At 72.3% G+C, this 12784-nt stretch carries 10 protein-coding genes and 1 pseudogene; 5 read left to right on the top strand and 6 right to left on the bottom strand.

What is annotated here, in order from left to right; translation table 11 throughout:
• Window positions 1-35 precede the first annotated feature (35 nt).
• From C1A38_RS29155 to C1A38_RS29165, 3 genes are all read left to right on the top strand, one after another.
• Window positions 36-1874 carry an AMP-dependent synthetase/ligase gene (locus C1A38_RS29155; protein ID WP_102660897.1) on the top strand — a complete coding sequence of 613 codons (1839 nt, stop codon included), beginning with the start codon at window positions 36-38 and terminating at the stop codon, window positions 1872-1874.
• Window positions 1875-2028: 154 nt separating this feature from the next.
• Complete coding sequence (locus C1A38_RS29160; protein ID WP_146017645.1) at window positions 2029-2622, top strand: hypothetical protein; 594 nt, start codon at window positions 2029-2031, stop codon at window positions 2620-2622.
• Window positions 2623-2794: 172 nt separating this feature from the next.
• The gene (locus C1A38_RS29165) at window positions 2795-3460 is read left to right on the top strand and encodes a hypothetical protein (protein ID WP_102660899.1); all 666 of its coding nucleotides are present in this window, start codon (window positions 2795-2797) and stop codon (window positions 3458-3460) included.
• 66 nt (window positions 3461-3526) lie between these two features.
• Here the strand turns inward: C1A38_RS29165 and dinB are convergent, their stop codons facing one another.
• Both dinB and C1A38_RS29175 read right to left on the bottom strand, forming a co-directional pair.
• Window positions 3527-4714 (bottom strand): DNA polymerase IV, encoded by a 1188-nt coding sequence (gene dinB / locus C1A38_RS29170; RefSeq protein WP_102660900.1) that lies wholly within the window; start codon window positions 4712-4714, stop codon window positions 3527-3529.
• A 181-nt stretch (window positions 4715-4895) separates the two neighbouring features.
• Window positions 4896-6470 carry an FMN-binding glutamate synthase family protein gene (locus tag C1A38_RS29175; protein WP_102660901.1) on the bottom strand — a complete coding sequence of 525 codons (1575 nt, stop codon included), beginning with the start codon at window positions 6468-6470 and terminating at the stop codon, window positions 4896-4898.
• A gap of 171 nt (window positions 6471-6641) precedes the next feature.
• Here C1A38_RS29175 and C1A38_RS29180 point away from each other — a divergent pair.
• A pseudogene (locus C1A38_RS29180) lies at window positions 6642-7287 on the top strand (mechanosensitive ion channel family protein); the annotation flags it as partial.
• 643 nt (window positions 7288-7930) lie between these two features.
• Window positions 7931-9214 (top strand): MFS transporter, encoded by a 1284-nt coding sequence (locus tag C1A38_RS29185; RefSeq protein WP_102660902.1) that lies wholly within the window; start codon window positions 7931-7933, stop codon window positions 9212-9214.
• A gap of 12 nt (window positions 9215-9226) precedes the next feature.
• Here the strand turns inward: C1A38_RS29185 and C1A38_RS29190 are convergent, their stop codons facing one another.
• The 4 genes from C1A38_RS29190 to C1A38_RS29205 form a co-directional block, all read right to left on the bottom strand.
• Window positions 9227-9646: a YchJ family protein gene (locus C1A38_RS29190; RefSeq protein ID WP_102660907.1), complete on the bottom strand. Its 420-nt coding sequence runs from the start codon at window positions 9644-9646 to the stop codon at window positions 9227-9229.
• Between the two features lie 133 nt (window positions 9647-9779).
• Entirely contained in the window at window positions 9780-10388 is a 609-nt protein-coding gene (locus tag C1A38_RS31015; protein WP_146017646.1) for a histone H1, read from the bottom strand.
• Between the two features lie 74 nt (window positions 10389-10462).
• On the bottom strand, window positions 10463-11077 hold the full coding sequence (locus tag C1A38_RS29200) for a class F sortase (RefSeq protein WP_102660904.1): 615 nt from the start codon (window positions 11075-11077) through the stop codon (window positions 10463-10465).
• 155 nt (window positions 11078-11232) lie between these two features.
• Window positions 11233-11694, bottom strand: coding sequence for a hypothetical protein (locus C1A38_RS29205; protein WP_233197097.1), 462 nt, complete (start codon window positions 11692-11694; stop codon window positions 11233-11235).
• Window positions 11695-12784: the final 1090 nt, after the last annotated feature.

A 12784-nucleotide genomic window follows, 5' to 3' on the forward strand; every position in this document is an offset into this window, starting at 1 on the left:
GGGGGGAGCATGGGGGCGGCGTTACGGAGGACGTGATGGCGGGCGTGCGGGAGACAGCGGTTGAGCCGATCGTCAGCGGCGAGGACGGCAGCCTGGCCGAACAGGTGTGGCGCAACGCGGCCGAGGATCCGGACGCGGTGCAGTTCATCCGCCCGGACCCGGACCCCCGCTCCTGGCCGGTACGACGCTCCGGCCACGGTGGCGCCCTGCCGGTGACCTGCCGGCAGTTCCGCGACGACGTGCTGGCGCTGGCCCGTGGCCTCATCGCCGCCGGGATCGTCGGCGGTGATCGGATCGGCCTGCTCAGCCGCACCCGCTACGAGTGGACACTCGTCGACTACGCGCTCTGGTCGATCGGGGCGGTCACCGTACCGATCTACGACACCTCCAGCCCCGACCAGATCCGCTGGATCCTCGCCGACTCCGGCGCGGTCGGCTGCGTGGTGGAGACGGCCGATCACGCCGCCACGGTCGACGGGCTGTTGCCGGAGCTGTCGGTGCTGCGCCAGACCTGGCGCATCGACACCGGCGACCTCATCACGCTGGCCGCCCGCGGGCGTGCGGTCGACTCCGCGGCGGTCGACGCCCGTCGGCACGCGGTGACCGGCGACCACCTCGCCACCATCGTCTACACCAGCGGCACCACCGGCCCGCCGAAGGGCTGCATGCTGGCCCATCGCAACATCTCCGCCGACATCGGCAACGCCACCGCCGTCCTGCCGCAACTGTTGCACCCGGGGGCGTCGACGGTGCTGTTCCTGCCGCTGGCACACGCCTTCGCCCGGCTGATCCAGGTCGGCATGGTGCGCACCCGGGCCACGATGGTGCACAGCGCCGACATGTCAGCGGTACTCGACCAGCTGCGCCGGTTCCGACCCACCTTCATCCTCGCCGTACCGCGGCTGTTCGAGAAGCTGCACGACCAGGCGCGGCGTACCGCCGAGGACTCCCACCGGGGGACGCTGTTCAGCCTCGGCGAGTGGACGGCCCTGCGCTACAGCCGAGCCCTCGACCGGCCGGGTGGCCCGGGTCTGCCGTTGCGCCTGGCGCGCCTGCTGTTCGACGTGGTCGCGTACCGCAGGATGCGCGCCGCGCTCGGCGGACGGTGCCGGATGGCCATCGTGGGCGGGGCACCGACGGGGGAGTGGCTCGTGCATTTCTTCCGGGGCGTGGGCATCACGGTGCTGGAGGGGTACGGCCTGACCGAGACGTCCCCGGCGGTGGCGGCGAACCTGCCGTCGGCGATGCGGATCGGTACGGTCGGCCGCCCCCTGCCCGGGGTACGCATCCGCGTCTCCGACCAGGGTGAGGTTCTCGTGCGCGGTGAGCTGGTGTTCCCCGGCTACTGGAACAACCCGGAGGCCAGCCGGGAAGCGGTGACCGACGACGGGTGGCTGCGTACCGGCGATCTGGGTCGGCTCGACGACGACGGCTATCTGCGCATCACCGGCCGGACCAAGGAGATCATGGTCACCGCGGCGGGCAAGAACATCGCCCCGGCGCCGATCGAGGAATGCATCCGGGCGCACCCCCTGATCAGCCAGGTGATGCTGGTGGCCGACGGCCGGCCGTACGTCGCCGCGCTGGTCACCCTCGACCCGCAGGCGTGGCAGCGGTGGCGCGACGAGCACGGGCACCCCGGCGCGGCGCTGGCCACGCTCCGCGACGATCCACACCTGCGCGCCGATATCCAACACGCGGTCGATCGGGCCAACCGGACGGTGTCGCGCGCCGAGCAGGTGAAGACCTTCCGGATCCTGCCCCGCGATCTCACCGAGGTCGACGGCGAACTCACCCCCACCCTCAAGATCAAACGGAACGCGGTGCAGGACCACTTCGCCGACGAGGTCACCGCCCTGTTCCGCCCTCACTGACCCACCGGGCCATGCGCCCACGGGACGGGCGTGCCACCGGGATGTCCCGCCATCCGGACCTGCGCAAAGACGACACGCCGGACGCTGTGTGGTCGGGCCGTCGCGGCAGGTTAAGGTGCGTTCGCATCTGTTGGCTGGCGGCATGGAGAAGTCGGTGACGGATCGACGGCGGGGGTGGCTGAGGCGCAGCCTGCTGCGGCTCGGACTCCTGACCGTCGTCGTCGGCTGCGCCTGGGGTGTCCACGAAGTCGCGGCGGTCGGTGTCGCCCACGTCGCCGAGATGTCGGCGGTGGGGTTCGCCCACGTTGCCGGGCCACCACTGCGCGACGGCGCGCCGCCCGTGCCGCCGCCCGCAGGCCCGCTGCAGACGGCCCAGACGGGTGAGCCGGCACCGTCCTCCGTGCCGGACGTGACCGCCGACGAGCCTGACGTCGCCACGGTCGCCACGCAGCTGACCGCCGGTCTCGACGGCGACCTGTCCGTGTATCAGGTGGCCGCGTACTGGCTGGCGGGTGGGCGGAGCGTCGCCCATTCGTCTCACCAGGGGGCGGAGTACGTGCCGCTGGCACCGCTGTCCCCGGCACCCGCGTCGAGCGGGCTCGACTCCCGGCGAACCTCCCACGGCAGCGCTGCCGACCTGGGGCCGGCCGCGTGGGCGCCGCCGCCGGCGCGTAGCCAACTGACCCGTCGGGTCCGGGCCACCCGACGGCCGTCCCGATCCCCTCGCCCGAGAAGCCGACCGGCCTGACCGGGGCAGCCGCCGCGTACCCCTGCGCCGCCGTGCCCCTGCCGGTCGGCCGACGCGGCGTCTGGCGCCTGCGGATCCGCAACCCCGCCTCCCCGGCGGTCCGGCCACGCCGGCGTGCGCGGCCGGACCGGCCCACCGTGTCACTCGGACTTTCGTCTCACCAGGAGTTCCCATGCACCAATCCCCGCCTGTCAAACGCGCCCGTTGGCGTGACATCGACTGGATCGTCGACCTCGTGACCGCCACCGTCGCCCCCACCGCGCTCGGTGCGTGGCTGGTGCCCGACGAGCGGCGGCGTCCCGCCGTGCTCGCTGGCGCGGCACGCATCTGGGTCGAACACGCCCTGCTGTTCGGCGACGCGTTCCTGCTCACCGATGGTGCGGCGGCCACCGTCTGGTTCCACCGTTATCGTCCGATCCCACCGCCGTCGCGCTACGGCGAGCGCATCAAGGACGCCTGCGGCGGGCACGCGGACCGCTTCCGCCGGCTGGACCGGGCCCTCGGCGCGTGTCATCCGCAGGAGCCGCACAACCACCTGGCGATCCTCGCGGCGCCGCCGGACACGGAGCGGGCGAGTCAGGCTGCGGCCGTGCTCGCCGGCAGTCACCGGTTGATGGACACCTTCGGCCTGCCGATCTACGCCGACCTGTACAGCGACGCCGATCGGTGGCTCTACCAACGCCTCGGCTACCGCAGGCACCACCAGCTGGTACGGCCGGACGGGCCCCGCGTCGACCTGCTCTGGCGACCCGCCTCACCGAGGCGGATCAACACCACGCCGTCCGCCGGTTCCTGCCCCGACCAGCAGCTGTCCGGCCATGCCATGACGCCGGGTTGACACCTGCCACGCGAACCGGCCCGGAGTGACCGGTCCTGCGCCCGATCGACGGGAAGCGCGTCCGGCTCAATCCGGGAGCAGGGGCATCTCCGGGCCGGCGTCGTGACCGAGCAGCACCGCCCGGGTCAGGGCGGTGGAACCGAAACGCTCGCGGACCGCGTCGACGGCCGCGTCCAACTCGGCCGTCGGGTCGCGGTCCCAGGGCAGGGTGAGCTGGACGTGCCCGTCGCCCAGGTTGCCGACGGCGACACCGATCAGCGTGACGCCGCGGCGTTCGATCTCAGGCTGGGCCGCCCGCAGCAGACCGCGGGCGGCGCCGAGCACGACAGGCGTGTCGGCGGTCGCCTTGGCCAGGGTGTGGGAGCGGGTGGCCCGGGCGTAGTCGGCAAAACGCAGCCGCAGGGTGATGGTGCGTCCGGTGCGGGCGGCCGACCGTAGCCGCCGGGTGACCCGGTCGACCAGGCCGGCGAGGATCGCCTCCAGCTCGGCCGGGCGCCGCCCCGAGCGGCCCAGCGCGTGTTGCGCACCCATCGAGCCGCGACGCCGGCCGACCTGCACCGGCCGGGGGTCGCGGTTGTGCGCCAGCGCGTGCAGGTGCCGCCCGGCACCCGGCCCGAGCAACGACACAAGCGTCGCCTCGCCGAGGCGGGCCACGTCACCGACGGTACGGATCCGGTGCTGGCGGAGCTTGTCGGCGGTCACCGGCCCGACTCCCCACAGCCGCTCGACCGGCAACGGATGCAGGAAGGCCAACTCCCCGGCCGGTGCGACGACCAGCAGGCCGTCGGGCTTGGCCACCCCGCTGGCGACCTTGGCCAGGAACTTCGTCCGGGCCACGCCCACCGTGATCGGCAGGCCGACCTGCTCGCGTACCGCCCGACGCAGCCCGGCCGCGATCGTCTCGGGTGGACCGACCAGGCGGCGCAGACCGCCGACGTCGAGGAACGCCTCGTCGATGGAGAGCCCTTCGACCAGCGGAGTGGTCTGCCGGAAGACCTCGAACACCGCCCGGCTGGCGGCGCTGTAGGCGGCCATCCTGGGTGGTACGACCACCGCGTCCGGGCACAGCCGGCGCGCCTGCGCGCCGCCCATTCCGCTGCGTACGCCCCGGGCCTTGGCCTGGTAGCTGGCCGCCAACACCACCCCACCGCCCACGATCACCGCCCGGCCGCGTAGCCGTGGATCGTCGCGCTGCTCGACCGAGGCGTAGAACGCGTCCAGGTCGGCATGCAGGATGGTGGCCTCGCCCGACACCCCGCCATCATCGCACACCTGTACTAAAATCGGGGTTGACCTGCCGTGAATCACCCCCGACGGGTGCCGGTACGGCAGCAGCCGGTCGAGGCCGAGCCGGTCCAGTTCGGCCTGCGCCGACGGGGAGACCTGTCAGCGACTCACAGGCTCCACGGCCCCCTCGGGCGTCGGCGGATGACGGTCAGGTCTGCGCGGTCGGGGACGGGGTGGCGCTGCCGCCCTGCGGCGATTCCTGCGACATCAGGTCCGCGATGGCGGCGCGGTCGGCCGCGGACGGCAGTCCCCATTGCGGGCGGTACCCGTACACCTCGCGCAGTGGGGTGGAGGTGGTCCGGCCGCCGAGGATCTCCACGGCATCGGTGTCGATCAGGCCGGGATGTTCGACGCCGCACGCCTCGGCGACCTTCAGCAGGTCCCGCCGCAGCGTCTTGACGTAGTGCGCGGCGCGGACCGCCTTGGAGGCCGGGTCCAGACCCCGGGTCAACCAGGCGTTCTGGGTGGCCACCCCGGTCGGGCAGCTGTCGGCGTGGCACTTCTGGGCCTGGATGCAGCCGATCGCCAGCATCGCCTCCCGACCGACGGCCACCATGTCGCAGCCGAGCGCGAAGGCGACAGTCGCGTTGTCGGGCAGGCCCAGCTTGCCGGAGCCGACGAAGACCACCTGCTCGTGCAGGTCACGTTCGGCGAACGTGGCGTAGACCCGGGTGAAGCCCTGCTGGAACGGCAGCGACACGGAGTCGGTGAAGATCAGTGGCGCGGCGCCGGTACCGCCCTCGCCGCCGTCGATGGTGACGAAGTCGACGCCCCGGCCGGTGTCGCGCATCAGGTCGGTCAGTTCGGTCCAGAAGTCGAGGTCACCGACAGCGGACTTGATGCCGACCGGCAGGCCGGTCTCGGCGGCCAGCAGCTCCACCCAGTCGAGCAGGCTGTCGCAGTCGGAGAACTCGGCGTGCCGGGATGGACTCACACAGTCCTTTCCGACCGGGATGCCTCGGGTCGCGGCGATCTCCGCCGACACCTTGGCCGCCGGCAGCAGCCCGCCCAGGCTGGGCTTGGCACCCTGGCTGAGCTTGATCTCCAGGGCCCGTACCGGCGCGCCGGCCACCACGTCCTTGAGGCGGGCCAGGTCGAACCGGCCCCGGTCGTCACGACAACCGAAGTACGCGGTACCGAGCTGGAAGATCAGCTCACCGCCGTGCCGGTGGTACGGCGACAGTCCACCCTCGCCGGTGTTGTGCAGGCACCCGGCGATCGCCGCGCCCCGGTTCAACGCCTCGACGGCCGGCCCGGACAGTGAGCCGAAGCTCATCCCGGACAGGTTCACCACCGACTCCGGTCGGAACGCGCGGGTGCGTCCCCGGGCCGCGCCGAGCACCTTGGCGCACGGTAGCCGCACCTCGTGCCCGAGCGTCGGCGTGGACGCGGGTACCGCCCGACCGAACGTACGGTGCTTGATCACGGGATAGCCGGGGGTGAACTCGATGTCGTTGTCGGTGCCGAAGCCGAAGTAGTTGTTCTGCTGCTTGGCCGAGGCGTACACCCAGCGGCGCTGGTCGCGGGTGAACGGCCGTTCCTCGTTGTTGCCGGCCACGATGTACTGCCGCAGTTCCGGCCCGATCGCTTCGAGCAGGTAGCGGGCCCGGCCGAGCAGGGGGAAGTTGCGTCGCAACGCGTGTTCGCGTTGCAACAGGTCGCGGGTGGCGACGGCGGCGAGCGCGGCGACGGCTGCGGGTACGGCGTGACGGGCCCATCTCATCCCGCCACTCTTTCCGCCGCCCGGCCTGGCCAAACGCCTGCGTCCCCGCAGCAGGGTCCCGCAGCCTGTCCCGCAGGTCCGTTCCGCACCGATACGGGGAACGTTTCCCCCGTATGCCACCCGGGTAGGTCGGGCCGGACGTATCACCCGCCCCCTGTGGAGGACCATCCGATGCGAGACAACTTCGGTGACGCGGTGGGGGAGACCCTCCGCTCGATACTGCTCTTCCTGCCCCGAGCCGTCGCCTTCGTGGCGATCCTGGTGGCCGGTTGGCTGATCGCCAAGGCCGTCCTGAAGCTCACGGACCGGCTGCTCGAACGCGTCGGTTTCGACCGCGCCGTCGAGCGTGGCGGCATCCGCCGGGCGCTGGCCAACTCCCGGTACGACGCCAGCGACATCGTCGCCCGACTGGCCTACTACGGCGTCCTGCTGCTCACCCTCTACCTCGCCTTCGGCATCTGGGGACCGAACCCGATCTCCGATCTGATCGCCGGGGTGATCGCCTGGCTGCCGCGCGCCTTCGTCGCGATCGTCATCGTGGTTGTCGCCGCGGCGATCGCCAGCGCGGTGAAGGACATCATCTCGGGGGCGCTCGGCGGCCTGTCGTACGGCCGGCTGCTGGCCACCATCGCCTCGGCGTTCATCCTCGGTCTGGGCATCATCGCCGCCCTCAACCAGATCGGGGTCGCCACCGCCGTGACCACTCCGGTGCTGATCGCTGTGCTCGCCACCGTCGGCGGCATCCTGGTCGTCGGGGTCGGCGGCGGGCTGGTGCGGCCCATGCAGAGCCGCTGGGAGTCCTGGCTGTCCCGCGCCGAGCAGGAGACGCGGACCATCACCGAGCATGCCCGCGCCTACTCCGCCACCCGCCGCGACGCCCAGCAGCGCCCGGCCGAACCCGTCGCCCCGGCCGCCGTCACCGAGCCCACGAACGTCACCGAGCCGACCTTCACCGCTCCGACCGCGACCACCTCCGCCGCGTCCTTCGGTGACCGTCCCGGCTACGACGACCCGGAGGCCACCCAGATCGTCACCGCCCCCGGCACCAACGACGACACGACCGCCCTGCCCCGCCGAGACGACCCCGAGGCCACCCAGATCGTCGACACCGCCGGCATCGACAGCGACCCGACGACGACGCTGCCCCGCCAGGACGACGACCCGGAGACGACCCAGGTCACCACGTCGACGCCCGAGGTGCCGACCCAACGCACCGCCGACGACAGCGAGTCGACAATCGTGCTGCCCCGGCCCGACGACGAGCCACGCCGCTGAGGCGTACGCGGGACGGGGTCCTTCACGGCCCCGTCCCGCGTACTGCACCGGGGCACCGACACGCCTTCCCACCGGCTACCATCGCCGCCATGAACTGGCGACATTGATGCCCGAGCCGAGGCCGTGGGCCGCCTGCGGACGCCGCAACACCGGCGTCCGTCGTCCCGTCCCACCCGGAAGGCCTCATGATTCTCACCATCGCCGGGGGCCGCCGTCTGGCGACCACCCTCTACGCGTACGCGTTCCTCACCGACCTGGTCCTGCTCTATCCGGTGTACGCCCTGCTGTTCGCCGACAGCGGCCTGTCGGTCGGGCAGATCTCCTCGCTGTTCGTGATCTGGTCGGTGGCCGGCATCGCCCTGGAGGTGCCCTCCGGCGCGTGGGCCGACGCCACCTCCCGTCGTCTGCTGCTCTGCCTCGCGCCGCTGTGCACCGCCGCCGGGTTCGCGCTGTGGACGTTCGTGCCGTCCTATCCGGCGTTCGCGCTCGGGTTCGTGCTCTGGGGCGCCGGTGGCGCGCTCGCCTCCGGGGCACTCGAAGCGCTGGTCTTCGACGAACTCGATCACCTCGGTCTCGCCCAGCGTTACGCCCGCACCATCGGCCGGGCCCGCACCGCCGGCACAGTCGGCGTACTCGCGTCGATCCTGCTGGCCGGGCCGGTGCTCGGGCACGGCGGCTATCCCGCCGTCGGCCTCGCCAGCGTCGCGGCCTGCCTGCTCGCCGCCGCCGTGGCCACCCGCTTCCCCGAGCACCAGGCCGCAGCCACGGACACCCTCATCGTCGCTGCCCCGGCTGCCCCGGTCGTGCCGACGCAGCACCGTGATCCGGCCGACCCGGCCGACGAGCCCGGCTGGTGGCAGGGTCTGCGCGGCGGCCTCGCCGAGGCCCGCCGGGATCGGCGGGTACGCGCCGGGGTGCTGCTGGTCGCGGTGGTGACGGCGACCTGGGGTGCGCTTGAGGAGTACACCCCGCTGCTGGCCCGCGACACCGGCGTCGCCCTGACCACGGTGCCGCTGCTGCTTCTGCTCCTCGCGGTCGGCCAGGTGATCGGCGGCCTGCTCGCCCCGGCCGGCGAGCGGCTGTCCACCCGTGGGTACGCCCTGCTGCTGGCGGGGTCGGCGGCGGCCCTGGCCGGCGGGGCGCTGCTGCGGCACCCCGCCGGTTTCGTGCTGCTGGCAGGGGCGTTCTGCGGATTTCAGCTCGCCTCGGTGCTGGCCGACGCGCGGTTGCAGGCGCGGATCAGCGGCCCCCGACGGGCCACCGTCACCTCGTTGGCCGGCATGGCCACCGAGGTGATCACCATCGTCGTGTACATCGGCTTCGGTGTGGTCGCCACCGTGAGTAGCAACGGTGTGGCCTTCGCGCTCGCCGCCCTGCCGTACGCGCTGATCGCCCTGCTGATGCTCGGCGGTGGCCGGCCCCCGTCCCGTCGGTCACGGCCGGAGGCGTCGGCATCGAGCGTGGTGTGAAGGGGCGGGCGGTCAGGGCTTGTCGACGTCCAGGTAGACCCAGCGGCCGTCCTCACGGACGAAGCGGCTGCGTTCGGTCATCGATCCGGCACCGACACCGTCGCGGTAGCGGGCGCGGAACTCGACGGTGCCGGTGCTGTCGAACAACCCGCCCTGCTCGGTGGCGACGATCTCGAGGCCGGTCCACCGCTGGCCGGGATCGAGGCGCAGCCGCGCCGGCCGGGTGCTGCTGTGCCAGCTGTGCAGCAGATAGTCCGCGTCGCCGACGGCGAAGGCGGCGTACCGGGATCGCATCAGCGCCTCGGCGGTCGGGGCCTGCGCCTCACCGGAATGCAACCGCCCACAACAGTCTCCGTACGGCAGACCCGTCCCGCACGGACACACTCCCACCGCCACGGCCCGTCGCGGCTGTCTGCTGTCTCGTCTGGCCATGCCGCCATCCTCGCCGCGCCCGCCGCAGCGGGGCACGCCGGGGTACGCCGTCGGGCGACGCCGGCTCGTGCCGATCGCTGCGGGTCCCGGAGATCACCGAGGCTCGCGTACGCGCGGGTCCCGAGGGCCTCGGTCAGCGCGATCCGGTACGCGCACCGCGCCGACTTCCGAACGACTCCATCGTCGTGGCCTTCTTCGCCGGGGTCGTGCTCGCCTTACGGGACCGGGACGCCGCCGCCTGGGAGGCGGTGCTCTTGCGCGTCGCCGCCTTCTTCGTGGTCGTCTTCTGCGCCGGTGCCGTCGCGCCGGCGGCCTTACCGGCCGGCGCCTTCTTCGCCGTCGCCCGCGTGGCCGTCGACGTCTTCTTCGCCGTCGACGTCTTCTTCGCTGTCGCGCGCGTGGCTGTCGAGGCATTCTTGGCGACCGCCGTTGCTTTCTTGACCGCCGTTGCCTTCTTGACCGCCGGTGCCGTCTTCGCGGCGTTGCCGGTCTTCGGGGTGGTGGTCTTCTTCGCCGCCGTCGCCTTGGCGGTGGGCCGACGGGTCGGCGTGGCCGTGGCGGAGACCGCCTTCTTGCGGGCGGTGCGCGGGGTCGTCGGCGTCGGCTTCCCGCCCGGGGACTTCGCGGCCGTGGCCCCGGTGGCCCGCTTCGTCGCCGTCGCCACCTTCTTCGCCGCCACCTTGGCCGGCGGTGGAACCTTACGCGCCGCGGTGTGCTTCCTGGCTCGTCCTGCGTCCGCCATTCGTCGCTCCTCGGGATCTGCCGTGGACGCACGGTCTTCCCGACACCGGGCCGGTCAAACGCGACCGTAGCGCCTCACGCCGTACGGGTCGCGAACACGATCACGTTGTCGACATACTCGCCGCTGTCCTGGTCGAACCGGCCGCCGCAGGTGATCAGGCGCAGCCCGGCGACGGCGCCCGGGCCGTACACCAGGTCGGTGGGAAAACCGTCCTTCGGGTACGCCTCGACACCGTCGACGGCGAAGCGGACCACGGTGGCGTCGGCCCGGGCGATGTGGACGGTGTCGCCGGGACGCAACCGTCCCAGGTCGAAGAAGACAGCCGGCCCGCCCGGAGCATCGACATGGCCCACCAGCACCGCGTTGCCGATCTCACCGGGGCTGACACCGGGGGAGTACCAACCGGCCACGCCGGGTCGGTCCAGCGGGGGCACCTCCAGCGCCCCGGTCGGGTCGGCGGCGACCGCAATCAGTGGTGCGCGTACGCCGATGCGGGATATCCGGACCTCGACGGGGTCGGCGCGCGGCAACGGCGACAGACGCGGCGCGGCCACCGCCCCGGGCAGCACACCTGCGGCGTCGGGTTGCGGCGGCCGGGGCGGCAACCGCGCCACACCGACACCGACCAGTGCGAGCCCGGCCACCGCCGACAGCGTCACCAGAAGGCGACCGAGCCGGTACCCCCGCATCGTCTCGTACCTCCCGTGTTCGGGCCGGCCCTGGCGGCACTGCTCATCGCCACTGGCGGGCCGGTGCTCGGCCGTGCTTTCGCGGGTGCTGGCACGCGGACGGGTGCCCGTGCCGGGGCTTGCGGCGCGGGCACCCGTCGTCGGAGTCTGATCGCTCAGAGCGTCGCGGCCTCGGCCGCGTGACGACGGCGTCGGGCCAGGATGACCGCGCCGCCGAGCGAGGTGACGAGCAGAGTCGCCCCGGCGGCCAGGGTCCCGCCGCCGGTGTCGGTCCGACCGCCGGCCTGCGCGCCGCCGATCGGGGTGACCGTGAAGGTCGCGCTACCGTCGGCCGTACCGTCGCCGCAGGTGGCAGCCACGGTGTACGTCCCCAGGGTGAAACCGGCGGTGAACAGTTCGGCACTCAACCCGCCGCCGGCCGCAGCGGTGGTGGACCGGACATTCTGGTCGCGGTCGGGTCCGGTGACGTGGAAGATCGCATCGCCGGAGTTCGGGTTGCAGTTGGTCGCGGTGAGCACGACAGTCCCCCCGACCGGGGTGGTCGACGGCGACACGGTGGTGTCGGCCAGTGCGGTGCCCGGCAGCAGCAGCGCCCCGAGAGCGATACCACCCGCCACTGGTACGAGAACATTTGTTGCCTTCATACGCGCTTCCCTCACTTTTCGTCCGCTGACTACGTAGGACGCTGCTCGGGTGGCCAACTCCGCGACTAGCACCGGTGTGCCCAACACTAGGGGGCCTTGCCCCCCGATCCGATGAAAATGAGAAATCCTCGTTAACGTCCCGAGTCCTCCGCTCGCCGCCCCGGACACACCCCTCGCCCACTCCGCATCCCGCCCACCCCGCAGGCCCGCTTGCGCCGCCCGACCCGTCCTGCACGCCCTCAGCCACCCCACCCGCATCTGTGTGCCTGCCGCGCGGGAATGTCCTTATGTCCGCCTCGATCCGCACGATCCCCCACGCGTTCATCGCGATGATCGACTCCGTTACGCCGGAATGGCGGTTTCCCGCCGCCCCGGACCCCGCAATTTCGGCGTAATGGTTAGGGCTCACCAGGCCGCCTGGCGGCCGCGTGGCCGTGCGTGGCCCATCACTGCCTTTCCCCAGGGACCGGTCCGCGCGGCGTTTGAGCGTGGGCAGGTGGTGTGGGCTCAATGAGCAAATCAGCTCAGGTCCGGTTTGGCTGTGGGGGTCACGATGGGAGGTGATGTCCGGTTCGCCGGTGGAATCGCCGGGGAATGGGCGTGGCCTGCGGGTCGTTGAACACGTCTGAACGACCGAGGAAGGCGCCGGGCCCGAGCCTGGCGGGTGCGGGCCGGAATGTGGGGCCGCCGGATGGCGTTGTATCGGGTGGCTGACCAAGCAGGGCCCCCATGACGCGCCCGTGGTCGGGTGTGATCCGGCCTCCGGGAATCACCGCCCTCGGTCAGTGGTTGTACATGGTCCCGGCGCCGCGAGGGCCCCTCGCCCCCGTGATGAGCGCGGTGGGATTCCCCGCCCCGCGTGTGAGCCGGTGAACCTTCCCCCCTCTTGTTCTTTCAGCGCCTGACGGCGTTTGCATGCACCCGTCCCCCGGTGGTGTGTGTCTACCCCCGAATGGAGCTTCGTCATGAACTCGATCTTCCGTAAGAGCATGCTGAGTGTTGCTGGTCTGGCTTTCGCTGGTGGCGTGTTCGCCGGCCCGGTGGCCGCTCACGCCGATGTCAC

Source organism: Verrucosispora sp. ts21, assembly GCF_002879555.1.
Lineage (GTDB): Bacteria > Actinomycetota > Actinomycetes > Mycobacteriales > Micromonosporaceae > Micromonospora > Micromonospora gifhornensis.